Source organism: Microvirga makkahensis (assembly GCF_009830105.1).
GTDB lineage: Bacteria > Pseudomonadota > Alphaproteobacteria > Rhizobiales > Beijerinckiaceae > Microvirga > Microvirga makkahensis.
Genome location: NZ_WURB01000007.1, coordinates 83,907 through 108,107 on the forward strand (window position 1 = coordinate 83,907; position 24,201 = coordinate 108,107).

Genomic DNA, 24,201 nt, shown 5'->3' on the forward strand with positions numbered 1-24,201 from the left:
GGCCATGGAACGCTCGGATCCGATCCTGAAGATCGAGCATCTGGTCGTAGAAACCACCGGACGTCGCCCGGCGACGATCCTCAACGGCATCTCGCTTGAGATCGGGAACGGCGAGACCGTCTGTCTGGTAGGCGAAAGCGGCTCCGGAAAATCCGTCACTTCTCTCGCGACCATAGGGCTCCTTCCCAAATCCGCGCTCGCCGCGCGTCAGGGGCGGATCCTCCTTGAAGGCGAAGATCTTCTGACGGCAGGCTCCTCACGACTGAAGGAATTGCGCGCAACGCGCATGTCGATGATCTTTCAGGAGCCGATGACGGCTCTCAATCCGGTCCTGACCGTCGGCCGCCAGATCGAGGAAGTTCTACAGGCCCATTCCAGCCTGGGTGCGCAGGAGCAGCGCCGGCGGGTGCTGGACATGATGGAGCATGTTCATTTGCCCGATGTGGAGCGGATCTACCGCTCTTACCCCCATCAGCTGTCGGGCGGTCAGCGCCAGCGCATCATGATCGCCATGGCGCTGATTTTGAGGCCGAAGCTCCTGATCGCGGATGAGCCGACAACCGCGCTGGATGTCACGACGCAGAAGCAGATCCTGAAGCTCATTCGCGAATTGCAGGACGCGCTCGGCACCTCCGTTCTCTTCATTACTCATGATATGGGCGTCGTCGCCGATATCGCCGACCGCGTCTGCGTCATGCATCACGGCAGCATCGTCGAGGAAGGTTCGACGGATGAGATCCTGCGCACCCCCCGCCAGGATTACACACGCGATCTGCTGACGTCCGTCCCTGCGCTGATGCCGCGCGAACCACGCGCCGAGAAGAGCGGCGAGGCAATCCTGGAGATTATCGGCCTGGGAAAGATCTACAGTGCGAGATCCCTCTTCAGACCCCGCCAGGATACCGTCGCCGCCGATCAGGTTAATCTTGTGCTCAGGCGCGGCCGAACCCTGGGTATCGTGGGCGAGAGCGGCTCCGGCAAATCGACCGTGGCTCGTTGCGCTATGCGGCTGATCGAGCCGACCTCGGGGAGCATCCGCATCGGCGGGGAGGAGATATCCCATCTCCCGCGCCGTGCGCTCCACCCCTACCGCAAGCGGATTCAGATGATCTTTCAAGACCCGAACCGGTCGCTCAATCCGCGACTGAAGGTCGGCGAGAGCATCACGGAGGGGCCAATCAACTACGGCGTGCCCAGACCGAACGCCGTGGCGAGGGCCAAGGAGCTTCTCGAACTCGTGGGTCTTCCGGTCGATGCGATCGACCGTCACCCACATCAGTTCTCCGGCGGCCAACGCCAGAGAATCGCCATTGCGAGGGCGCTCGCTATGGAGCCGGACGTCCTCGTGGCAGATGAGGCGGTATCAGCCCTTGATGTCTCGGTTCAGGCGCAAGTGCTGGATCTTCTAGATGACATTCAGGAGCGCCTGGGCGTCGCGATCCTCTTCATCACCCATGACCTCCGCGTCGCGGCCCAGATCTGCGACGACGTCGCCGTCATGCAGAAGGGCCGGGTCGTAGAATACGGCCCCGCCGAACATGTCCTGCGGCATCCGCAGCAGGACTATACTCGCGAGCTCCTGGACGCTGCTCCCGGCAAGGACTGGGACTTCCCCAACTTCCGTCCGCTTTCCTCCGCGGATTTACCGGCCGAATCCTTCAAGAGATGAGACGCATCATGTCCGGACCGCGCATCGCCATTGGCGGCTTTATGCATGAAACCAACACGTTCGCGCCGAGCATGGCCGGGTTTGAGGCCTTCATTGAGGGCGGTGGCTGGCCGACCCTGAGCGAAGGTCCCGCCCTGATCAGCGCCACCCGCAATGTCAATATGGGCATCTGCGGCTTTGTGGAGACGGCGGAGGCGCAGGGCTGGGATCTCGTCCCCATTCTCTGGTGCGCGGCAAGTCCCTCGGCCCATGTCACCGAAGACGCGTTCGAGCGGATCGCTCGCCGAATCGTGGAAGGCGTGCGGGCAGCAGGCCGACTCGACGGTGTCTATCTCGACCTTCACGGCGCGATGGTTGCCGAACATGTGGATGACGGGGAGGGAGAACTCCTGGAGCGGGTCCGCGAGGTGATCGGCCCGGACCTGCCACTGGTCGCGAGCCTCGATCTTCATGCTAATGTAACCCGGCGAATGGTCGATATGGCTGACGCGCTGATCGCCTATCGCACCTATCCTCACGTCGACATGGCCGAGACGGGACGGCGCTCCGCGCTCTACATGGAGAGGCTCCTGAGCGGCCGCCGTGACGCCAAGGCATTCCGCCAGGTTCCATTCCTCATTCCGATCGCGTGGCAATGCACCGGGATGGAGCCAGGCCGGAGCCTCTACGCGAGGCTTCCCGCACTTGAGGAGCGCGGCATCGCGTCGGCCTCCCTGCTCATGGGTTTTCCAGCCGCCGATTTTGCCGATTGCGGCCCATCGGTCTTGGCCTATGCCACGTCTCGGGAGGGTGCGGACCAGGCGGCCGACGAACTGCTCGAGGCCGTCATCGAGCAGGAGACCGCTTTCTCCGGCGATGTCTTCTCGCCGATGGAGGGTGTTCTCCGCGCAATGGAGCTTGCTGAACGCGCCAGCCGGCCGATCGTCATCGCCGATACGCAGGACAATCCCGGCGCCGGTGGGAATTCCGACACGACCGGCATGCTGCGCGCCCTCGTTGAGGCCGGCGCCAAGCGAGCCGCGATCGGGGTGATCGTCGATCCTGAGGCTGCGGCCAGGGCCCATGAGGCTGGCGTCGGCGCGCGCCTCAGGCTGCCTCTCGGTGGTAAGTCCGCCATTGCGGGCGATGCGCCATTTGAGGCCGAATACGTCGTGGAGTCCCTCTCGGATGGACGACTGACAGCCTCCGGCCCCTACTATGGCGGCGCCCGGATGCAGCTCGGACCCTCCACCTGCCTGCGCGTCGGCGATGTTCGCATTGTCGTCGCCTCGCGCAAGGCCCAGATGGCGGACCAGGCGATGTACCGTTTCGTCGGGATCGAGCCGCGGGAGCAAGCAATTCTCATCAACAAGAGCTCGGTCCACTTCCGCGCCGACTTCGAGCCGATCGCCGAGGCCATCATCGTATGCGCGGCTCCCGGCCCCATGCCGGCCGACCCAGCGGCCCTCCCCTTCACCAAGCTGCGGCAAGGGGTGCGCCTCTCCCCGAACGGCCCGGTCTTCGGCTGATGCCCTCCCTCACTCCTCACGCAAAAGGATGTCCACAATGTCGGTAATCCCCCGAATCGAAGAATTTTCTGCTGACCTCACCGCGATCAGGCACGATCTGCACGCCCATCCGGAGATCGGGTTCGAGGAAAAGCGGACCTCTGGAATCGTCGCGGCGAGACTGGAGGAGTGGGGCATCGAGGTCCATCGCGGGATTGGTCGCACAGGCGTTGTCGGCGTCCTGAAGGGCAAGCGCGAGGGTGCGCGCCGCATCGGACTTCGTGCCGACATGGACGCGCTCCCGATGGATGAATTTTCCAATCTCCCCTACCGCTCGACCATTCCAGGTCGCTTTCATGGCTGCGGTCATGACGGCCATACGACCATGCTGCTTGGCGCAGCACGCTACCTTGCTGAAACGCGCGATTTCGCAGGCACGGCGGTTTTCATCTTCCAGCCGGCCGAGGAGGGGCTCGGCGGAGCGCGCGCCATGCTCGCGGACAAGCTGTTCGAGCGCTTCCCCTGCGATGAGATCTACGGGCTTCACAACACGCCGGAGCTGGGGCCGGGCCAGGTCGCGGTCTTTCCTGGCAAGGCGATGGCTGGCGCGAGCTTCTTTGACATCACTATCACCGGCAGCGGCAGCCATGGCGCGATGCCTCATATGTCCCGAGACCCAATCATCGTTGCAACCGCCCTTTCACAGGCCTTGCAGAGCATCGTCAGCCGCAATGTGAATCCTCTCCGATCCGCGGTCCTGTCGATTACGCAGATCCATGCAGGATCCGCCTACAACGTGGTCCCCGAGAAGGCCGCTCTGGCGGGCACGATCCGTTTCTTCGACGATGATGTCGCCGAGCTCGTGCGCACTCGCCTACGTAAGGTCGCCGCCGGCATCGCGGAAGCCTTCGAGGTCCGGATCGATGTCGATATCCGCGACATCTTCTCGGTTCTGGAGAATCACGAAACCGAGACCGCCGCCTTCGCCGAAGCTGCGCGAGAGATCGTCGGTGCCGAGAACGTCCTGACTGAGCCGCATCCGGTGATGGGTAGCGAGGATTTCGCGGATATGCTGCACGCCGTGCCGGGATCCTATTGCTGGGTTGGTCATGCAGGCACGGTTCCTCTGCATAACCCGGGCTTTGTTCTCGACGACGGCATCCTGCCGGTCGGCGCGAGTCTTTTGGCGCGCATCGTGGAAAAGCGACTGCAGGCTTCGTGAGCAACTCGACACCGGAAGCAGAAAGCAAGCACAATGGATGCGAAGAATCCTGTTATGAACCTTAAGCTCGATCTCGACCGGATGCTCGACGGTCTCCAGCGGTGGGTTGAATGCGAAAGCCCGACCTTCGATGTCGAGGCTGTGAACCGCATGATGACGTTGGCAGCAGACGATCTGACCGCGATGGGCGCGAGCGTGGAGCGGATCGACGGTCCTCCGGGCCTGGGCGACTGTCTGAGAGCTTCGTTCCCACATCCGCGCCAGGGTGAGCCAGGCATCCTCATCATGGCACATCTCGACACGGTTCATCCGGTCGGCACACTGGAGAAGCTACCGTTCCGCCGCGACGGCGGCCGCTGCTACGGCCCCGGCATTCTCGACATGAAAGGCGGTACATTCGCTGCACTGCAGGCTGTCAGCGCACTAGCCGATGCAGGCCTTGAGACACCGTTGCCCGTCTATGTACTCCTGACCTGCGACGAGGAAATCGGCAGTCCCGGCACTCGGCAGCTCATCGAAGCAGAGGCGCGCCGCCACAGGTACATCCTCGTTCCCGAACCTGCGATCAACGGCAACGGCGTGGTATCGGGGCGCTATGCCATCGCCCGATTCAACCTGACCGCGCATGGCCGTCCGAGCCACGCGGGAGCGGCACTGAAAAAGGGCCGCTCGGCAATCCGCGAAATGGCGCGCCAGATCCTCGCGATCGAGGACATGACCGACGATGACTGCACCTTCAGCGTTGGTGTAGTCCATGGCGGACAGTGGGTTAATTGCGTCTCGACGGAATGCCGTGCGGAGGCGTTGAGCATGGCGAAGCGCCAGGAGGATCTCGATCATGGCGTTGCGCGTATGCTCGCCCGGAGCGAGATCCGGGAGGACGGAACCGGTTTTCGCGTCGAACTCGGCGTGGTGCGCCCGGTATGGGAGCCGGACCAAGGGACAATGGCGCTCTATGCCAAGGCGGAAGCCGCCGCCGCGGACATTGGCCTGAGCCTCTCTCACGGCAGTTCTGGCGGTGGCTCCGACGGTAATTTCACGGGCGCCTTGGGAATCCCTACGCTCGATGGCCTCGGCCTGAGCGGCGACGGCTATCATACACTGGAGGAGCATATAAACATCGACAGCCTTCTTCAGCGCACACGTCTGATGGCCGGCCTTCTCAGGAAACTTGGCGAGGTCGAAGGCTGAACTCCAGTAGGATGCCGTGCATCGAACCGCCCGACTTGCAGGTGCGGACTTTGAGGGTGGCTCCATCGAGAAGCGCCTGCATTCCGCTCGTGCCGGTTGTCATCATGATCAGGCATCCGTATGGATCCGGGTTGCTCCAGCGGATTGGAACTGCGCTGCGGCAGGGTCCAGCGCCTTAGTACTTCCCGCTTGACCGCACTTCTGTCTTGGACGCGAGCTCGGCTAGTTCAGCGAGATTGTGCTCTTTCAGCTGTGCAAGCCCTGCCTCGAGGAGCCTGATGGCTCCTACATGGGCGGCGTCCTGTGTCTCCTGGATCGTGACATCGGGTCCGTAGGGGACCCTTACCCGTGCCTGGAGGACAAACTGGCCGCCAGGTGCCTCATCACTCTCAAAGCTGATCTGAATGACAACCTGGGCCCGTCTTTGCTTCGGGTTGAATCGGCTGATCTGCGACACTTCGAAACCGCTAAACCGCAAGGCTTCCTCCCTTTCCGAAACCGGTTCTCTTGCCAACAGGCCGGGACCTCACCGCGAGGCCGCCCGGTCCCGTTCAGGCAGATGCTGCGCTGCTGATGAAGCTCTAACCGACCGACAGACTACATCGTCAGCACCAGCGGCGACGCAGATAAAAAGGATTACCCTTCAAACGCAGTTCAAAGCCATCTTCTGGCCGAGGCCCGCGATGAAGGTCTTCTCCAGGAACCGGTCCTGCGAGACGGCGAGCGCCTGGGCATTGGGCGCGAGCAGCGTATGGGCGCTCAGGATCGAGGCGGTCTCGCTCGGCACGTTCTCGAACTCATACGTGACCACGTCCACGGCCCGGGCGAAGCGCACGAGGGCCGCCTCGTCCTCGTAAGGGGCGATGGTGACCTCGGCCGCCACGTCGAAGGCGGGGCTGTTCTCGTCCGGGGCGTAGACATGCACCTTCAGGCCGAGCTGCGCCGCAGCCATGGCCATCATGCGACCAAGCTGCCCCCCGCCGAGAATGCCGATCGTGCAGCCAGGACGGATCATCATCCAAGCTCGGATCAGTCAAAGATCTGCCATTCCTTCGCTTGACGCGCTATGTTTCGTCTTGCTGGAAGCACAGCACAGGGTGTCAGGCATAGTGCATCAGACAGAACCGACAATGTGGCGACGTGCATTTCCCATCACTCACGCATCGTGTGAAAGAGTGGACCCGGTTTGTCGCACCAAACGACGCGCTGTTCAGAGAGTGGAGCAGCTCAAGAGCTGCTCATTGGAGAGCGATATCATGGAAGCGCGCGGCCGCATGGGGAGTATCCCTAGCATCGGAGAATGGAGGTCGGTATGACGAGGGATGAGCTGGCAGAAAAACTTGACCGTCTGGATCCTGGAGCAAGTCTCAAGGTTCCGGAGGAGGTGCTGGTGCAGATATTCGATGTGGCTACGCTTTCGTATAACTCGCCGCAGATTCTTAGAAGCATTTCGGATTTCGCGCTCGAGCACCGCTGCACGTTCTCGTTTCACCAACATGAAGGTGCAATCCCCTGCTTCGAGAAAGAGGATACTTTCTGAAGATAGGCGGCGCGGCCCTGAGCGGAAGACCGCTCGCCCGACACTTGAGCCTTGCCTGTTCCCCTTGGGAGGTTCACTGGCAAATTGGTGGTCGTGGAGATCAGATGCGGAGTATCGTCTACGTCCATCGAAAGTAAACTGTGCTTAATGGCGGTAGAACGAGTGCCAAAGAGGCGGAGCGCCCGTGTGACGAAACATCTTCTGTGTGCAGAGCCCCTCCGTTGCCCATGTTTCCACCGCCATAAATTGCGGCGTCAGTATTAAGGATCTCATGCCACAGACCCGCCCTCGGCACACCAATCCGGTAGTTCATCCGGGCAATGGGAGTCATGTTGCTGACTGCAAGTATGATGGATCTCCCGTCCTGTGCTGTCCGCAGCATGGCAAAGACTGAATTCTCCTGGTCATCCACTACGGCCCACTCAAATCTACCGGGATCATTGTCCGTGGCATGGAGCGCAGGCTCGGCCGCGTAGATGCGATTGAGATCGCGTATGAGCCTTTGAATTCCTGCGTGGCGCGCGTCATCCAGCAATTCCCAGGAAATGGAGGAGTCGTGGTCCCACTCCCGGTCCTGGGCGATCTCGCCACCCATGAACAGGAGCTTCTTGCCAGGGTGCGCCCACATGTACCCGAAATATGCCCGAAGGTTCGCGAACCGCTGCCACTCGTCACCGGGCATCTTTCGGATCAGTGATCCTTTTCCATGCACGACTTCGTCATGAGATAAAGGCAGAATGAAGCGCTCAGAGAACGCATATACCATGGCAAATGTAAGGGCACCGTGGTTGTAGCTTCGATAGATTGGATCTTGCGCCACGTAATGGAGCGTGTCGTGCATCCAACCCATGTTCCACTTGAACGTGAAACCCAACCCGCCCTGCTCGGCCGGCTTCGTCACGTCCGGCCACGCCGTGGACTCTTCCGCGATCGTAATGGCTCCATGGCAGCGATGAGTGATGATGCTGTTGAGATGCTTGAAGAACTCGATCGCCTCCAGATTTTCCCGGCCTCCGAACCGGTTGGGAACCCATTCGCCTTCCCGGCGGCTGTAATCCCGGTAGAGCATTGATGCGACGGCGTCCACTCGCAGCCCGTCGATGTGATAGCGCTCAATCCAGTCCAGGGCGCTGGCAATGAGAAATCCTTTCACCTCGTTGCGTCCGAGATTGTAGATCAGCGTATTCCAGTCCTGGTGGAAACCCTCCCGAGGATCCTGATGCTCGTAGAGGGCCGTTCCATCGAATTGCGCGAGTCCCCAAATGTCGGTCGGAAAATGGGCAGGAACCCAATCGAGGATGACGCCCAGCCCGGCCTCGTGGCAGCGATTGACGAATGCTGCGAAATCTTCAGGCGTTCCATAGCGCCCGGTCGGCGCGAAAAGTCCCAGCGGCTGGTAACCCCATGAGCCCCCGAACGGATGCTCCATGATGGGCATGAGCTCGATATGGGTAAAGCCGAGACCAGCCACATAAGGGATCAGCCGATCCGCCAGCTCTGTCCAATCGGGCATGCGATTGCCCTCGTTCGCCATCCGCAACCAGGAGCCCGCATGAATCTCATAGATGGAGATCGGCGCCACCTCCGTCTGACGCGCCGCCCGCGAGTTCATCCATTCGGCGTCTGTCCACGGGAAGGGCTCCGACCGCGCGACGACCGAGGCCGTTCCAGGCGCGGCCTCGCCGGCCCGCGCCACAGGATCGGCCTTCTGCGGCAGCAATTGACCGTAAGACCCGACAAGTTCGTACTTATAGCGCTCCCCCGGACCCAGGCGCGGAATGAACAACTCCCAAACTCCTGCGCCTTGGCGCAGGCGCATAGGGTTTCGCCGTCCATCCCACCCATTGAAATCCCCAGCAACCGAGACTCGCCGGGCATTCGGCGCCCACACCGCAAAGCGCACGCCGGGCACCCCATCAATGGTCATGGGTTGCGCGCCAAGTACATGGCTGAGTTCATAGTGGGTCCCCTGCCCGATCAAATGCAGGTCGAGATCTCCGAGAAGAAGGCCGAAGCTGTAGGGATCCTCCGTCTCCTGGACGGCGTCCGGCCACCAGATCCTCAGCTTGTAGGCGACCTGGTGATCGAGATATCCGGCGAACAATCCATCCGAATGCACGCGCTCGAGCCGGGTCAGGAGACTCCCCGTATCCCGGGTCAGGAGTTCGACGGATACCGCACCCGGCATGAAGACCCTGGTGATGGTCCCCCGGTTTGCGGGATGCTGCCCCAGGATCGAGAACGGATCTCCATGTCGGCCTTCAACCAATGCCTCGATGCCGGTCCTGTCGACGGCGCCGAGGAGGACGTCGTGCCCGGGCCTCATTCACGTCCTCCCTTGTCCATTTTCACGAGGTGTTGTGTGATCTTGGAGAGGCCTCGAAGCGGAATGGTCAACCACTTCGGACGGTTGGCCGCCTCGTACTGAACTTCATAGGCCGCCTTTTCCAGCAGGAACAGGTCGAGCAAGGGGCCACGCTTGTCGACCGAAAACCCGAGGTGAGAAGCCCCAGCGGTGACCTCCCAGTAGGAGGTCAGAAAGGCGTTCTGGGCCCTCTTGTAAAACTCGCCGAGCAGCGACTTCCGAACCTCGCGGAACTGTTGAGATCCCACATCCTCATCGGGCATCGACGCCGAGACAGCCAGGTAGTCGAGCGAACGCAGCAACCCGGCGACATCGCGAAGCGGACTCGTCTTGGCGCGCCTCTCCTCCAACTCGCGGACCGGCTCACCCTCGAAATCGATGATGTAGGCATCCCCCTGCGCCACGAGAACCTGCCCAAAGTGGAAGTCGCCGTGGATCCGTGTCGTGAGCGTCCCGAGACCGGCCTTCGCGAGCCGTCCGACTGATGATATCAGTTCGCCACGGTGGTCCAGGACGCTCTGAGCAAGTTCGCCGAGGTCTGGATCGAGATCACCACGTACCCGCCCGAGAATATCAAGCGCCGATCCGAGCTGATCACGGGCCCTTGCTCCCCACGCTTCGACCTCTCCGGGTCCAGCCTCGAAGGGCGCGAATGCCGGATCGTCGGTGGAATCGGCCAGCGCCACGTGAAGCTCGCCGAGCCGCTGGCCGACGACGCCTGCGAAGTTCTCGAGCGTCGTGAAGATCCCCTCTTCCGGAACTCCCTCTTTTCCGATCAACTCATACTCGTCCAAGGTCCGCTTCAGGTTCTCAAGCATCCAATTCCAGGCATCGCCCTGATTCCGGATCGCCCCCTGAACGATCACGAGAGTATGCGGCGTTCCTTCTTCCGATAGCCGCACGACCTCTCCCAGAAGCGGCGCCGAATTCTGGTACCCGACCTTGGTCAGATACTGAGTCATCTCGGCTTCAGGATGGATGCCCGCAAAGACCCGGCGCACGAGCTTGATCATGGCAAGATCGCCGACGACCAGAGAACTATTCGACTGCTCGGCCGAGAGCCAGCGGATCGGAACATCCTTCAGCACTTGCATGCAGTCCAGGTGAGGCGTGCCCACAAACCGGATCTCGCCGTCCGGGGTCTCTGCCGTTGCCCTCTCGCACAGCGCCTGAAGCACTCCGTGGGCCCAGCGATCCACCGCGAACCCGTCCGTCAGAAAGCCGACGCGAGGACCTCTGCGCACCCGAGCCAAGGCGAGCTGTTGAGGAAGCGGCTGCATGCTGGCGTTTTCCCATGCAATACCGAGAGGCATGAAGTAACGCTCCGTGCGTGGGCCGATCACCGCCTCGATTTCTGCCATCAGCACGTCATCGGTGAACGGCATCGGCACCGCCCATGCAACGCGGGCGCTTTCCAGCGTCTCATTCTTCGAGGCAAACCAACGCCGAATCGGCAGATATGACGGCAGAATGTCATGTGAGAGCACCTGTGCGTGCTTGTCATCCAGAACTTCCCTAACGTTTCTGCGCAGAACAAGCGTTTCGAATTCACGCAGCTGCTCAGGAGGCGCCGTCCGCCACAGGGGACTTTCTGACTCTGTCGTCAACAGGAACCAGTAGAAGCCGTAAGGCGGCAACGTCAGCAGGTAGGTGAGCTGGCCGATGGGCGGGAACGGCGACGGACCCGTCATCTCGACCGGAACGCAACCCGCGAAGGACGAGAGGTCGAGTTCGACTGCCTGCGGCGTCCGGGAAAGATTCGCAACGCAGAGGATCGTCTCGTCCTCATGCTCGCGCAGGTAAGCCAGAACCTTACGGTTTGCGGGATAGAGAAACCGAAACGTGCCGCGGCCGAAGGCGCAGTGATTCCGCCGGAGCATCAGCATGCGCCGCATCCAGTTCAGCAGAGAATGCTGATCACGGCTCTGAGCCTCGACATTGACGGACTCGAAGCCGTAGACCGGGTCCATGATGGCTGGCAGAACGAGGCTTGCCGGATCGGCCCGCGAGAAGCCGCCATTGCGGTCGGGAGACCATTGCATGGGCGTCCTGACGCCGTCCCGATCCCCGAGATAGATGTTGTCCCCCATGCCGATCTCGTCTCCGTAATAGACTACGGGAGTCCCGGGCATGGACAGAAGCAGCGCATTCATCAGCTCGATGCGCCGCCGGTCCCGCTGCATGAGGGGTGCCAGCCTGCGCCGAATGCCGAGATTGATACGGGCCCGTCTGTCGGCCGCATAAGTGTCCCAAAGGTAATCGCGCTCCTCGTCGGTCACCATTTCGAGCGTCAACTCGTCATGATTCCGAAGGAAGATGGCCCATTGGCAGTTACTCGGGATCGCAGGGGTTTGGCGAAGAATGTCCGTAATGGGGAAGCGATCCTCCTTGGCGATCGCCATGTACATGCGCGGCATCAATGGGAAGTGGAAGGCCATGTGGCATTCATCGCCATTTCCGAAATATTCCTGTGTGTCCTCCGGCCATTGATTGGCTTCGGCAAGTAGCATGCGATCCGGGTATTCGGCGTCCAGAGCCGCACGGATTTTCTTGAGGACCTCGTGGGTCTCAGGAAGATTCTCGTTGTTCGTTCCCTCCCGCTCCACAAGGTAGGGAATCGCATCGAGACGCAGACCGTCGATGCCCATGTCAAGCCAGAACCGCATGACGCTCAGGACTTCCTTGAGCACTCGCGGGTTGTCGAAGTTGAGATCCGGCTGGTGCGAATAGAAGCGGTGCCAGAAATACGCTCCGGCCATCGGGTCCCAAGTCCAGTTCGACTTCTCTGTGTCAAGGAAGATGATGCGGGTCTCGGGGTATTTCTGGTCCGTGTCGGACCAGACATAGAAATCTCGGTCGCGCGATCCAGGCTTGGCGCGCCGGGCGCGCTGGAACCAGCGATGCTGATCCGAGGTGTGATTGATGACGAGCTCTGTGATGACACGCAGGCCCCGCGCGTGGGCTTCGCGAACGAAAGTCTTGAACTCCTTCAGCGTTCCGTAGTCAGGACTCACATCACGGTAGTCGGCGATGTCATAGCCGTCGTCGAGGCGCGGAGACGGATAGAAGGGCAGAAGCCAAATCGTATTGATTCCGAGAGAGGCGATGTAGTCCAGTTTGCTGAGCAGGCCGGCGAAGTCGCCGATCCCGTCGTTGTTCGCATCGAAGAACGACTTCACGTGTAATTGGTAGATAATTGCATCCTTGTACCACAAGGGGTCATTCCCGAGGGACGTTTCGCTCTTGGGTGACGTGTCGTTCTTCTTGAGCATTCTCATGTGTCCTTTGAGGAAATGCGCCAGATCGAGAAGGGCAACTCGCCGGGGTCACAGCGGATACGCTGATACTTCCCTGTCCAGGTGAAGCGGTGGTGGCGCACAAGGTCCTCGACAGCGAGCGAACCATGGTCGGGGAGACCGAACCTCCAGAGTGGAAGTTCCACATCGGCCTCCTGAACATTGTGGGTATCGAGGCTGACTGCGACGAGGACGACGTTCTCACGCCCTGGCGTGGCCTTCTCGTAGAAGATGATCTTATCATTCCAGGCGTTGAGGAATGTAATGCCCAGATGGGAGTGGAGGGCCGGGTTCTCGCGCCGAATCCGGTTCAGGATCGAGATCTCGTTGATGATGTTGCCAGGCCGAGCCCAATCCCAGACCCTGATCTCGTATTTCTCGCTGTCGGCATATTCCTTCCTCTTGGCATCCGGCCGCCCTTCGCAGAGCTCAAAGCCGTTATACATGCCCCAGAGCCCGGAGAGCGTTGTTGCCAGCGCTGCTCGGATCAGATAGGCGGACCGCGGGGCGTTCTGCAGAAAGTCCGGATTGATGTCGGGTGTGTTCACGAAGAAATGCGGCCGGAAGAAATCCTTCGGCGCCGTCCGAGTGAGCTCCTCCATGTACTCCTCCAGCTCCCACTTCTCGTTGCGCCATGTGAAGTAGGTGTAGGATTGCGAGAAGCCGATCTTCGCGAGCCGGTACATGATTTTCGGACGTGTGAAGGCTTCCGACAGGAAGGCGACCTCCGGATGGTTCCGCCGAACGTCCGCAATCAGCCACTCCCAGAAGGGAAATGGCTTCGTGTGCGGGTTATCGATCCGGAAGAGCTTCACGCCCTGCTCGACCCAGAGCAGAATGGTGTCGCGCAGCTCTAGCCACAGGGATGGAACAGCCCCCTTGGCGTAGAAGTCGACATTGACGATGTCCTCGTACTTCTTCGGCGGGTTCTCGGCATACTTGATGGTGCCATCGGGCCGCCAGTCGAACCAGTCCGGATGCTCTTTCAACCAGGGGTGATCAGGCGAGGCCTGGACCGCAATGTCCAGGGCCAGTTCAAGTCCGTGATCGGCTGCGGCAGAAACGAGCCGGCGAAAGTCCTCGAAGGTACCGAGCTCGGGGTGAATCGCATCGTGCCCGCCTGCCTCGGAGCCGATGGCATAAGGACTCCCGGGATCGTCCGGCCCAGCTGTGAGGCTGTTGTTCCTTCCCTTGCGATGCGTATGCCCGATCGGATGGATCGGCGTCAGATAAAGTACGTCGAAACCCATGCTCCGGATGGCCGGGAGCCGACGAATCACATCATCGAACGTGCCGTGCCGTTTGGGGTCACCGCTCTGGGAGCGCGGGAACAATTCGTACCAGCTTGCAAATCCCGCAGCCGTTCTCTCAGCGTCGAGAGGCATGGGTTTGGAGCGAACCAGGAAGGGCCGCCGGTCCGCTGCCGTCATGATGTCCGATGCTTCAGGCGACAGAAGGATCTCGAGACGGCTGTCGTAATCCGCCCCGGCGAGCCTCTCGGCCATCGACCGGACACGATCGGCTACGTCGCCCTGTGTCTCAGAGAGTGCAGCCTCAACCAGCAGGCGCCCTTCCTCCAGTTCCAGGGTGACATCAAGGCCGGCAGCGTACTTCTTCTCCAGTTCCGAGCGGAAGATTGCGAAAGGATCCCGCCACGCCTGGACGGCGAACTCATACCGGCCGAGGCGCTCCAGAGGAAATTCGGCACACCAGCGGTCGTTAACCAGGAGCCGCATGCGTGTCTCGCGCCACTCCGTCTCATCGGCGGCTCGCCAGACGAGGGAGGCGGCGAGAGGATCATGCCCGTCGCCGAAAATATCGGCCTCCACGCGGACCAGATCCCCGACGATCCGCTTGACGGGGAACTCGCCCTCATCCACAGCAGGCGTAATGTTCTCGATGACAAGCCGTGGGGCGGAGGTTGCCTGCTCTACCGCCGGAACCGGTATTGCTCCTTTGATCGCTCTCAGAGGGTGGCCTTCCAGAACCCGGACCTCGCCGGGCCGGAGATTTACGCTCGTGGCCGGGTTGATTTCGAACCCACCGTCGCCTGCTTCGCGGAACGGCACGAACCGTGCTCCGGCCTCTGAGATCACGAACGATCCTGCCGCATGCGCTGGCCGCCGCAGATCGGCATTCGCAATGACCAGGCGCGCGGCATTGCCCTGGCGCACATCCTCTGCATCGATTCTGAGCACCGTCGTGACGGGAGAGGCATGCCCCACGACAAGATGAAGAGGCTTGCGCGCGAAGCGTCCATTCTCGCGGGCAAGCAGTGCATTGGCCGCCCTCACCTCTCCGGAAATGTCGAAGCTGCCCCTCTCCTTCAGCCTTGCCAGTCCAGCGCCATCACCGCGTGTCGGATCGAGCCGGTCCCGGCAGCCAAACTCGAAACCCATGGGAACAAGGATGCCATCCCCCAAGGCCGCGGAGAGCCATAGGGCGCGCGTCGCGCTACTCTCCAAGACCTCCAGAGGTTCGACCTCATGGGTTATGCGCTTGTCGAAGGGGGCCTCGGGAAAGGCGATCTCATACCCGATCGTGCGATGGAGTTCGTGTTCATCGACGATCCAGCCCTCCCGCAGATTCCACCAGCGGAGCGAGGAGAACGTTCCATTGAATCCGATTCCGCAAAGTGCACGCTGGACCTCGAATGTGACACCCGGAGTCCAGGCCAGAAAGCGGATCTCGGGTGCATTCCCCCTTACCGTCGCGATCAGGCGCTTCAAGGCCGCTGGCGGAACCCTGTCCCAGTGCAGGCAACGGAAGCCCGACACTCCCGCTGCGGTGAAAGCCCGCAACCGGTCCGAGAGCATCGATAGGTACGGGTGGTCGGCCGGAGCAGTCGCCTCGAAAGGAATAATGACCGCCTCGCGGTCGGCGGGGTCCTGCCGTGGATCAAGGATGTCGGCGCTGGCAACCTCAAGTCCGAGTTCCCGGGCGAAGTTGCTGTCAGCAGCAACCCGATCGACCACGAGATCGAGGGCAAGGGCAAGGTTGCGCGCCCGTGCGCTATCGGCGAGGCGAGCGAGGTCGTCGACAGCGCCCCCGTGGCCGAGGGCAGGGTGAAACCGTTCCATGTCACGCGGAAGGAAGATGCTTCCGCCATGGCCGGGCTCGAATGGTGGGGCCATGAGAATTGTATCGAAGCCCAGAGCTGCGGCGTGATCAAAGATCTTGTCCCAATCGTCAAGGGAGCCGACCAGTAGCGGGTGCACGTAGTAGATTCGCGGTGCTGCGTGATCCGTGTCCTCGACCCGGATTGTCTGGGAATTTGCAAGGGACCTGTCTGCTGGTGGCACGGCTTCGTCCGTCGCTGTTCGATCCAATCAATCGGAAGCAACGTCCCAGCAGGCATTGAAGGAGCGACAGCCTGCCAGCGGAGCCTCCTTGCCGAAAACAGTACCTCTTCGTCTTTGGTTCCTGCCCAGCCCGGAATCTCTCGTCGTCCCCGGGCTGGAACAGCTTCGCTCTTGGTTCTGAAGCCGGATCGACCTGGAAGAGATCGAGCCCTTACTGCCGGATAGGCCATAGAGCTCGATTAGCGGAGCCGGCATGTTTCTCGCCATGGTCCTGCTGAAGGATCGACGACCGTGAAGGTGATGTTGCCCGCCTGGACGATACCCGGCTGCTCGGATGCATTGTCGACTGTTTTGCCGGACCATCCGAATCAGAGCTCCCGCTCTGGTTCAAGCCCCCAAGGCAACGGCCCGTCCACAAGCTCTGGCCGCCCCCCTTGGGCACGGGAAGCTCGCGCAGGCGACCGAGCGAGAACCCCGGCTCGAGGCTGAGGCGTGATTTACCGCTGAAGACTCCGGCCGCGATACATTCAGTAGTAACTCTAACCGATCGGCATCAAGGACCCCGGCAACAATCGCGAAGCCTCAACAATCCGGGAGAGCCGCGGCTTCGACAGGAGGGATTCTTGCCACTGCCAAGCTCACTAGATCGGCGTCGACGAACTTGGCAGCAGGCCGTCAGACTTATCGAAGTGCGGCTGGGCGTCACGCCTTGGTGCTGTTCTGGGAAATGGATTTTTGCTCTATCGTCGGAGATTCCTCAGCCCTTCGACATAGGCCGGGGGCGAGGCGTACACATAATTATAATATTACTTTCAAGACTGGCTTTTCTGGGGGGCCTCCTGTGCAAGATTCTGAACAGATTTCACTGTCCTCGTCTGCATTAGACAGCAAGGACTCTCTTGTCTTCCGTAAGGCAATTCTTGCAAAGCTGACTTATGGCGTCGGCACCAACCCCGCTCATGCGACAGATCATGACTGGTTCGTCGCCACTTCTCTGGCAGTTCGTGACCGCGTCATGGACCGCTGGATGGCTTCCAGGGCCATGGATCAAGCAGTCCGCAAGCAGGTCTGCTATCTCTCTCTCGAGTTCCTGATCGGGCGGCTGCTCCCCGATACCTTGAATAATCTCCGCCTCACCGAAGTTGCCCGAGAGGCCCTTGCTGGGCTTGATGTGGACCTCGACCGCCTCCGCGCCATTGAGCCTGATGCGGCCCTCGGAAACGGCGGTCTCGGTCGACTCGCCGCCTGCTTCATGGAGAGCATGGCCAGCCTCGAGGTCCCTGCCTATGGCTATGGGATCCGTTACGAGCACGGCCTATTCCGTCAGGTCATCACGGATGGGCGGCAGCACGAAGTACCCGAAGACTGGCTTGCGCGCTCCAATCCTTGGGAATTCGAGCGGCCGGATCTGATCTATCCGGTTGGCTTCGGAGGGCACATCGAGGAGGTTCGGGCATCTGGTGGCGCGACAATCTCCGTTTGGAAGGCCGCAGAGACCATTCAGGCCGTTGCTTACGACACGCACATCGTCGGCTGGCGCGGACGCCACGTCAATGCGTTGAGGCTCTGGTCGGCGCGGGCAACCGAGCCCCTTCGGCTCGATGTGTTCAATTCCGGCGATCATATCGGCGCGCTTGCAGAGCGGGCACGTGTCGAGGCCATATCCCGCGTTCTGTACCCGGGCGATGCGTCCGAGGCCGGACAGGAACTGCGCCTGCGCCAGGAGTTCTTCTTCACCTCCGCGTCCCTGCAGGATCTGTTGGCTCGCCACATGCGCCTGCATGGCGACATCCGCACTCTCCCGGACCTGGCGGCGATCCAGCTCAACGACACCCACCCGGCCATTGCCGTGGCGGAGCTGATGCGCCTCCTCGTCGATGAGCACCATCTCGCCTGGGAAGATGCTTGGGCGATCACGACGGGAACGTTGAACTACACGAACCATACGCTCATGCCGGAGGCTCTCGAGCGCTGGCCCGTGGCACTGATCGAACGGCTCCTCCCTCGCCACCTCCAGATCATCTATCGAATCAACTGGCACCATCTCGAGCCCCTGGCCCGCAGGTCGGCTGACGTCGAATTCGTCAAGGCCGTGTCCATGATCGACGAGGATCACGGCCGACATGTCCGCATGGGGCATTTGGCCTTCGTCGGAGCCCACAAAGTCAACGGCGTATCGGGGCTCCATACCGACCTTATGCGTCAGACCGTGTTTCGGGACCTGCACGCTCTCTATCCCAATCGGATCGTCAACAAGACGAACGGCATCACCTTCCGGCGGTGGCTCCATCAAGCCAATCCCGGGCTGGCGCGCCTCCTGGTCGGAGAGCTTGGCGACGGCGTTCTTGACGATGCGGGAGCGCTCATCGGGCTCGAAAGATTTTCGGATGATCCCGCGTTCCAGGAGCATTTCAGAAACCAGCGCGCCGCAGCCAAAGCCAACCTGGTGCAGACCGTCGCCGAGCACACCGGAGTGCCGATCGATCCGGGCGCCTTATTCGACGTCCAAATCAAGCGGATCCACGAATACAAGCGCCAGCTCCTGAACATCCTCGAGGCGGTTGCGCTCTATGATGCCATCCGGGCCGAACCTGAGAGAGACTGGGTGCCGCGGGTCAAGATCTTCGCCGGCAAGGCCGCAGCCGGTTACGATCGGGCGAAGCTGATCATCAAGCTCATCAATGATGTTGCGCAGGTGGTCAATTCCGACCCCGTCATGGCAGATCGTCTGAAGATCGTTTTCCTGCCCAATTACAATGTCAGCTTGGCCGAGGCCATTATCCCGTCAGCCGACCTGTCGGAACAGATCTCAACGGCCGGCATGGAGGCCTCGGGCACCGGGAATATGAAGCTCGCCTTGAACGGCGCTCTCACGATCGGCACACTCGACGGAGCCAATGTCGAGATCCGGGAATGCGTTGGGGCCGAGAACATCTTCATCTTCGGCCTGACCGCCGAAGAGATCGCGGCCCATCGCAGGCACGGAGGGCATCGGGATCAGCCCCATATGTCGCCCAGGCTTGAGAGGGCACTTAACCTGATCAGAACAGGAACCTTCTCACCGGAGGAGCCGAACCGCTTCGACTCCCTGATTCATGCGGTCTCTTCCGACGATCCGTTCATGGTGGCGGCGGACTTTGAGTCCTATTGGGCGGCCCAGCGCCAGGTCGACGAATTGTGGCGGTCTCCCTTCGCCTGGTGGCGAGCAAGTGTCTTGAACACGGCCAGGGTAGGCTGGTTCTCGGCAGACCGAACGATCCGCGAATACGCCAGTGATATATGGAAGGTTCGCGTACAATAGACGCGCCGGCAAGCCATAAGTGATGGGTGCAGCGCCTCACCCGAGATCGACGATGCACCCCTCGTGGGGCCTGAGATCGAGGCCGCCGGCGACCTCCTCACCCGTCCGGTCGAGGAACGTAGAGACCACGACGCGGCCCGGATCGATCCTCGACCGGGCTCGAGCCCCACCACTCATATTGAGAGCCACGGGCAGGCGCCTGCCTTCATGGGGCTTCCCATAGGAGATGACGGAGATGACACTCCCATCAGCCGGAGCAGTAGTCTGATACGTCATAGCCGAAATCCGCCATTGGAGAAGGATAGATCGGCGAGATCCAGATGGAATCGCCCCCCAGGTTCACGAGGTAGTCGAAACGCGTGATGCTCCCGCGCAGACCCCCAACCCCGTCGCCGTCAGCACCCTGAAAAGAGCATGGATAGATCTGATATGTGATCTCGCTCCGCCACCAGGAATAGCCCTCCATCCCGCTCTGGGCCACTGGCGCCTCCTCATTCAAGCGGCAAACTCGCAGGATGAGAGGAACGACCGCTCAGGAGCCCGGGTGCCAACAGGACCAGAGAGCGAATAGATTCCTGGATCGGATGGGCTTCCACGCATCCCATGAGCAATATGCCATGGTCAGCTTGCACCATCGGACAGTCTGAGACCGGTGAAGGTTGCTGAAGCCCCCGGGTCCCATTGCGCCATCGCTTTTGCCGGACGAGCTTGGTTCCAACGCGAAAGCGTGCTGGTTTGTGGAACTTTGATCCAGATTCCAGCTTACAGAGCTAGAATCGGGCTTAGATTTTCTGGCGGGGCGATCATTGCATCATTGGGAGTGTGCTATGATCCACAAATTCAAGGTAGGTCAGCTCGTTGTACCAGCGGCCCCCCCGCGACGAGGATATAATACCTATCGCGTCTTGAAGCAGCTCCCTGGCACCTCTTATGAGCCCCAATATTGGATCCAGGGAGAGAGAAGTGGCATCGATTGTATCGTTCGCGAGTCACAGATAAAAGCTGCTGACGGCACTCCGCCCCATTTGGGATCTTCAAGCCTGAGTGATTTGACTATCGGAGGTTGCCTCAAAACTCTTCGTTAGACGATACGCGCGGCTAGAGTATCGGAGAGATCGGGCATCGTTTGAAGCTGAAAGCCGGATCCACTTTTCACTAGCGTGGCCCATCGGGTCCGCATGATGCGTTAGGTGTCAAGTCATGGCATCGGCACTGGTTATGTCTCGGAAGCGGAGCTCATACCCGATCCCAACCTGCGTACCGTGAGGATCGAGGACGCAGAGATCCATCCCTTCCCCCCATGCCGCCTATTTGGCTGACCGCGAGGACAGCCGAATCCTTCGTGCGTTCTTCGCTGTGCAGTTCCGATGGCGGCCCCCCTCCCGTTGCAGAATTATGCTGCAAGACCATCATTGTTGCGAATCTGCGTGCTGGCATCCGGCTCGAACATGCCAATAGGCAAGTCATGACCGCTGGGATCCTCACTCATGTCGATCACTGCGCAGTCTTCGCATCCGGCAGCAAGCATCCAAATTCGCGAAGGTCTACTGAGGGTCGAGGCGTAACGGACACCGAATGGAGTAAAGGTCCGCTTACCGTCCCCTGAGATGACCAAAGCGATTCTTCCTCCCCGTACCAGAGGGCGAGCTTCGGCAACTCACATAAACTCCTTGGAATATCCTCTACCTGGCGGACTGGGAAGCCTGTGTCGGTGAAACGTAAAGGTCAACGAATTGCTGGCGCAGCACGTTCTTCTGTACCTTACCCATGGTGTTGCGCGGCAATTCATCGACGAAGATGACCCGCTTCGGCAGTTTGAACCTCGCAAGGCGCCCGTCGAGCGCGGTCAGGATCGCCGCTTCGTCCACCCTTGCCTCCTTCGAGCGGACGACGACTGCGGTTATCCCCTCGCCCAAGTCCTTGTGCGGAACGCCGATCACTGCGCTCTCGAACACCCCTGGAATGGCGTCGATCTCATCCTCGATCTCCTTTGGGTAGACATTGAACCCGCCTGTGATGATGAGATCCTTGCCGCGTCCGACGATGTGGACGTAGCCACGCTCGTCGATCTTGCCGAGATCGCCCGTGATGAAGAAGCCGTCCGGGCGGAACTCGGAGGCCGTCTTCTCCGGCATGCGCCAGTAGCCCTTGAACACGTTCGGACCCTTGACCTCGATCACCCCAATCTCGCCTGTGCCCCGCACCCGCCCGGTTTCGGGATCAGCAACGCGCAATGACACACCCGGCAGAGGCAGACCAACCGCACCCGGCACCCGGTCGCCATCGTAGGGATTGGATGTATTCATGTTGGTCTCTGTCATGCCATAGCGCTCGAGGATCGCGTGGCCTGTGCGAGCGCTCCACTCACGATGGGTCTCGGCCAGCAGGGGAGCTGAACCCGATACGAACAGGCGCATGCCGGACGTTGCATCCTTGGTGAGGCCGGGATGCTGCAACAGACGAACGTAGAAGGTCGGAACTCCCATCAGGGCGGTCGCGCGGGGCATCAGCCTTAGAATCTCATCAGCATCGAACTTCGGCAGGAAGATCATCGACGCGCCAGAGAATAGGATGACGTTGCTGGCCACGAAGAGTCCGTGGGTGTGGTAGATCGGCAGGGCATGGATCAGCACGTCATCCGCAGTGAAGCGCCAGAACTTAATCAATGTCTGGGCGTTGGAAACGAGATTGTCGTGCGTCAGCATCGCTCCCTTCGAGCGGCCGGTCGTACCTGATGTATAGAGGATGGCCGCCAAATCGTCACCTGCCCTCTGCACCGTTGTGAAGGCCTCCGCCGCATCGTCTGCAGCCTTTATGAGAGAGCCCAGCCCTTGTGCATCGAGCGTTTCGACCGCTGCTCCCACCTTCGCGGCGAGTTGCTGGACCCCTTCCCACTTGCCCGGATCACAGACTACTAGGGAGGGCTCGGCATCGCTGATGAAATACTCGAGCTCGGCCAGGGTGTAGGCCGTATTGAGAGGGAGATAGACGGCGCCAGCTCGGACGGTCGCAAGATACAGAACCAGTGCTGGAACCGACTTCTCGACCTGAACGGCGACCCGGTCGCCAGGCTTGACACCACGGGCGACGAGAACGTTTGCCAGACGGCCTGACAGCGCGATCAGGTCGGCATAGCTGATCGTCTCACCGGCAGACGTGGCGATGGCGGTCTTCGGGGGGGCGGCGATTGATCGTTCAAGCCGGTCGAACAGGTTCGCGTTCATGGCATGAGCTCCGAAATGGGACGAGGAAAGACGACAAGCGGATCGTGAAGCGTTGCAGTCATGGGGTGGGTACCAGGTCGCGGGAGGGAAGATCCGTCGGCAACGCTTTTCGAACGACAGGCGAAGCAACGACTGTTCCCTTCTCGGCGAAGGCCTCATGGTTCTTCTCGATCTCGTCGAGAGCATAGAGGTAGTTCACCATCAATCCATGTGATTGCTGCAAGCCCTTAGAGGAGACATCACCGAGGAAGTTGAGACGCTCCAGCCGGGCGCCGTTGCCGAGATGAAATCGCGCCACCGGGTCGACGGGACGGCCTTTTGGGTCCTTCGCTCTCAGGAAGTAATAGGCTGCGGTAGGAATGAGGACAGCACGAACCCTCTCAGCTATCGCCGGATCCCCATACCAGGCTGTGTCGTCGAGAGCCGTCAATGCCTCTTTGGCTTCAGGTACAAGGCAAGCCGATTCCTCAGTCTTGCGCTCACGAGCGAGCCATGCCGCAAAGCCAGGTACGGGAGAGAGCGTGACGAATGTTTTCAAATTCGGCAGTTCGCGCTTGAGATTCTCCACCACCTGCTTGATTAGGAAATTTCCGAAAGTTACGCCACCCAGCCCCTTCTGTGTGTTCGATATGGAATAGAACACTGCTGTTGTTGCCTCGCTCGCAGCAATCGGCTTGCGAGCGAGGTCGAGGAGTGGACCGATGGCATCGGGAATGCCCTTCGTCAGCGCCACTTCGACGAAAATCAGCGGTTCGTCGACGAGTTGGGGATGGAAGAAGCCGTAGCAGCGACGATCTTCGGGTTCGAGACGGTTGCGTAGATCGTCCCAATTCTGGATCGCATGCACCGCTTCGTACCGGATGATCTTCTCTAGAATATTAGCCGGCGTGGTCCAGTCGATCGGCCGCAACACCAAAAACCCCCGATTAAACCAGGACGAGAAGAGATGCGCGAAATCAGCATCGACGCACTTCAGTCCAGGATTCCCCTTGATGTAGTCACTGAGATCCTCACGCATTCGGATCAGGGCTGCGGTACCGCCCGGGGCGAGATTGAGTCTCCGGAACAACTCCTGACGCCGGGGCTCGGCTGCAGCATGCAGCGCTTCCAGCGCTTCCGTTCCTTGATCCTTGCCAAGCGCTTCGATCGCGTCTTCGACCCGGCCGCGATCAGGGCCGAAGCGATCGGCGAGAGCTTGGAGGAACGCAGCGCGGTCCGGACGCGGTGCGGCGCTATAACTCGCCAGCAGCGTCTGCGCCAAGGCTACTCCGGATGCCTCACCTCTCCGCGACAGGAGCAACTCGCTCATGGCGATCAAGTCGAGTTGCAGAATAGCGTCCCGATCACTCTTGCGACCGAGCAGGGCCCGCCCCCTTTCAGTCAGCGTGTCGATGAGATCCCCGAGGAACGTAGAGGTGTCGGCCGTTCCGGTCCTCGAGCTGTAGAACTTCATACTTGGCCTCCGTTAAGCCTCGTGCAATCCGCGGTGCCGTGCCGCAACGATAAGTACGGGCCGGAAGACGTTGCAGCAGGCGACAACAACAGCTTTACTGCTCACGGCAAAGGCAACAATGGTCATTCTAGTAGTACCACCGGATACCGTG

Annotated in this window: 12 protein-coding genes and 2 pseudogenes; 6 read left to right on the forward strand and 8 right to left on the reverse strand. The window is 60.7% G+C overall.

From position 1 onward, the window contains the following. Positions 1-4 precede the first annotated feature (4 nt). From GR328_RS11750 to GR328_RS11765, 4 genes are read left to right on the forward strand one after another with little or no spacing between them, the layout of a single operon-like run. Entirely contained in the window at positions 5-1,669 is a 1,665-nt protein-coding gene (locus GR328_RS11750) for an ABC transporter ATP-binding protein (RefSeq protein ID WP_246215825.1), read from the forward strand. Between the two features lie 8 nt (positions 1,670-1,677). Then, positions 1,678-3,177, forward strand: coding sequence for a M81 family metallopeptidase (locus tag GR328_RS11755; RefSeq protein ID WP_170304118.1), 1,500 nt, complete (start codon positions 1,678-1,680; stop codon positions 3,175-3,177). 37 nt (positions 3,178-3,214) lie between these two features. Next, positions 3,215-4,378 carry a M20 aminoacylase family protein gene (locus GR328_RS11760; protein ID WP_160884723.1) on the forward strand — a complete coding sequence of 388 codons (1,164 nt, stop codon included), beginning with the start codon at positions 3,215-3,217 and terminating at the stop codon, positions 4,376-4,378. 54 nt (positions 4,379-4,432) lie between these two features. Then, on the forward strand, positions 4,433-5,569 hold the full coding sequence (locus tag GR328_RS11765) for a M20/M25/M40 family metallo-hydrolase (RefSeq protein ID WP_246215826.1): 1,137 nt from the start codon (positions 4,433-4,435) through the stop codon (positions 5,567-5,569). A gap of 670 nt (positions 5,570-6,239) precedes the next feature. Here GR328_RS11765 and GR328_RS11770 read toward each other — a convergent pair. Continuing rightward, a pseudogene (locus tag GR328_RS11770) lies at positions 6,240-6,584 on the reverse strand (5-(carboxyamino)imidazole ribonucleotide synthase); the annotation flags it as partial. A gap of 297 nt (positions 6,585-6,881) precedes the next feature. Here GR328_RS11770 and GR328_RS11775 point away from each other — a divergent pair. After that, positions 6,882-7,109 carry a hypothetical protein gene (locus GR328_RS11775; RefSeq protein WP_160884725.1) on the forward strand — a complete coding sequence of 76 codons (228 nt, stop codon included), beginning with the start codon at positions 6,882-6,884 and terminating at the stop codon, positions 7,107-7,109. 118 nt (positions 7,110-7,227) lie between these two features. On the opposite strand, the gene glgB is transcribed toward GR328_RS11775, so the two are convergent. Genes glgB through GR328_RS11790 form a run of 3 tightly spaced genes read right to left on the reverse strand, consistent with a single transcriptional unit; the run spans position 7,228 to position 15,997 of the window. Continuing rightward, positions 7,228-9,435 carry a 1,4-alpha-glucan branching protein GlgB gene (glgB, locus tag GR328_RS11780; RefSeq protein WP_160884726.1) on the reverse strand — a complete coding sequence of 736 codons (2,208 nt, stop codon included), beginning with the start codon at positions 9,433-9,435 and terminating at the stop codon, positions 7,228-7,230. Next, a complete protein-coding gene (treS, locus tag GR328_RS11785) occupies positions 9,432-12,752 on the reverse strand; it encodes a maltose alpha-D-glucosyltransferase (RefSeq protein WP_170304119.1) in 3,321 nt (1,106 codons plus the stop codon). The genes glgB and treS overlap by 4 nt, the downstream gene beginning before the upstream one ends. After that, positions 12,749-15,997 carry a maltotransferase domain-containing protein gene (locus GR328_RS11790; RefSeq protein ID WP_425487036.1) on the reverse strand — a complete coding sequence of 1,083 codons (3,249 nt, stop codon included), beginning with the start codon at positions 15,995-15,997 and terminating at the stop codon, positions 12,749-12,751. Before GR328_RS11790 ends, treS begins: the two co-directional genes overlap by 4 nt. An 802-nt stretch (positions 15,998-16,799) precedes the next feature. Between GR328_RS11790 and GR328_RS11795 the strand changes: the two genes are divergently transcribed. Continuing rightward, a complete protein-coding gene (locus GR328_RS11795) occupies positions 16,800-19,373 on the forward strand; it encodes a glycogen/starch/alpha-glucan phosphorylase (RefSeq protein WP_160884728.1) in 2,574 nt (857 codons plus the stop codon). A gap of 36 nt (positions 19,374-19,409) precedes the next feature. Here the strand turns inward: GR328_RS11795 and GR328_RS11800 are convergent, their stop codons facing one another. From GR328_RS11800 to GR328_RS11815, 4 genes and pseudogenes are all read right to left on the reverse strand, one after another. Then, complete coding sequence (locus tag GR328_RS11800) at positions 19,410-19,649, reverse strand: hypothetical protein (protein ID WP_160884729.1); 240 nt, start codon at positions 19,647-19,649, stop codon at positions 19,410-19,412. Continuing rightward, a pseudogene (locus GR328_RS11805) lies at positions 19,630-19,839 on the reverse strand (alpha-amylase family glycosyl hydrolase); the annotation flags it as partial. The pseudogene GR328_RS11805 and the gene GR328_RS11800, both read right to left, overlap by 20 nt. Before the next feature lie 1,216 nt (positions 19,840-21,055). Beyond that, a complete protein-coding gene (locus GR328_RS11810) occupies positions 21,056-22,597 on the reverse strand; it encodes a malonate--CoA ligase (RefSeq protein WP_160884730.1) in 1,542 nt (513 codons plus the stop codon). Between the two features lie 58 nt (positions 22,598-22,655). Further along, a complete protein-coding gene (locus GR328_RS11815; RefSeq protein WP_160884731.1) occupies positions 22,656-24,050 on the reverse strand; it encodes a malonyl-CoA decarboxylase in 1,395 nt (464 codons plus the stop codon). Between the last annotated feature and the right edge of the window lie 151 nt (positions 24,051-24,201).

Bases quoted from the DNA above. Each gene is read 5' to 3' on its own strand.
- GR328_RS11800 (WP_160884729.1), bottom strand. From the start codon at position 19,649: ATGACGTATCAGACTACTGCTCCGGCTGATGGGAGTGTCATCTCCGTC.
- GR328_RS11795 (WP_160884728.1), top strand. From the start codon at position 16,800: ATGGATTTTTGCTCTATCGTCGGAGATTCCTCAGCCCTTCGACATAGG.
- GR328_RS11775 (WP_160884725.1), top strand. From the start codon at position 6,882: ATGACGAGGGATGAGCTGGCAGAAAAACTTGACCGTCTGGATCCTGGA.
- GR328_RS11815 (WP_160884731.1), bottom strand. From the start codon at position 24,050: ATGAAGTTCTACAGCTCGAGGACCGGAACGGCCGACACCTCTACGTTC.
- GR328_RS11755 (WP_170304118.1), top strand. From the start codon at position 1,678: ATGTCCGGACCGCGCATCGCCATTGGCGGCTTTATGCATGAAACCAAC.
- GR328_RS11810 (WP_160884730.1), bottom strand. From the start codon at position 22,597: ATGAACGCGAACCTGTTCGACCGGCTTGAACGATCAATCGCCGCCCCC.
- glgB (WP_160884726.1), bottom strand. From the start codon at position 9,435: ATGAGGCCCGGGCACGACGTCCTCCTCGGCGCCGTCGACAGGACCGGC.
- GR328_RS11760 (WP_160884723.1), top strand. From the start codon at position 3,215: ATGTCGGTAATCCCCCGAATCGAAGAATTTTCTGCTGACCTCACCGCG.
- treS (WP_170304119.1), bottom strand. From the start codon at position 12,752: ATGAGAATGCTCAAGAAGAACGACACGTCACCCAAGAGCGAAACGTCC.
- GR328_RS11750 (WP_246215825.1), top strand. From the start codon at position 5: ATGGAACGCTCGGATCCGATCCTGAAGATCGAGCATCTGGTCGTAGAA.
- GR328_RS11765 (WP_246215826.1), top strand. From the start codon at position 4,433: ATGAACCTTAAGCTCGATCTCGACCGGATGCTCGACGGTCTCCAGCGG.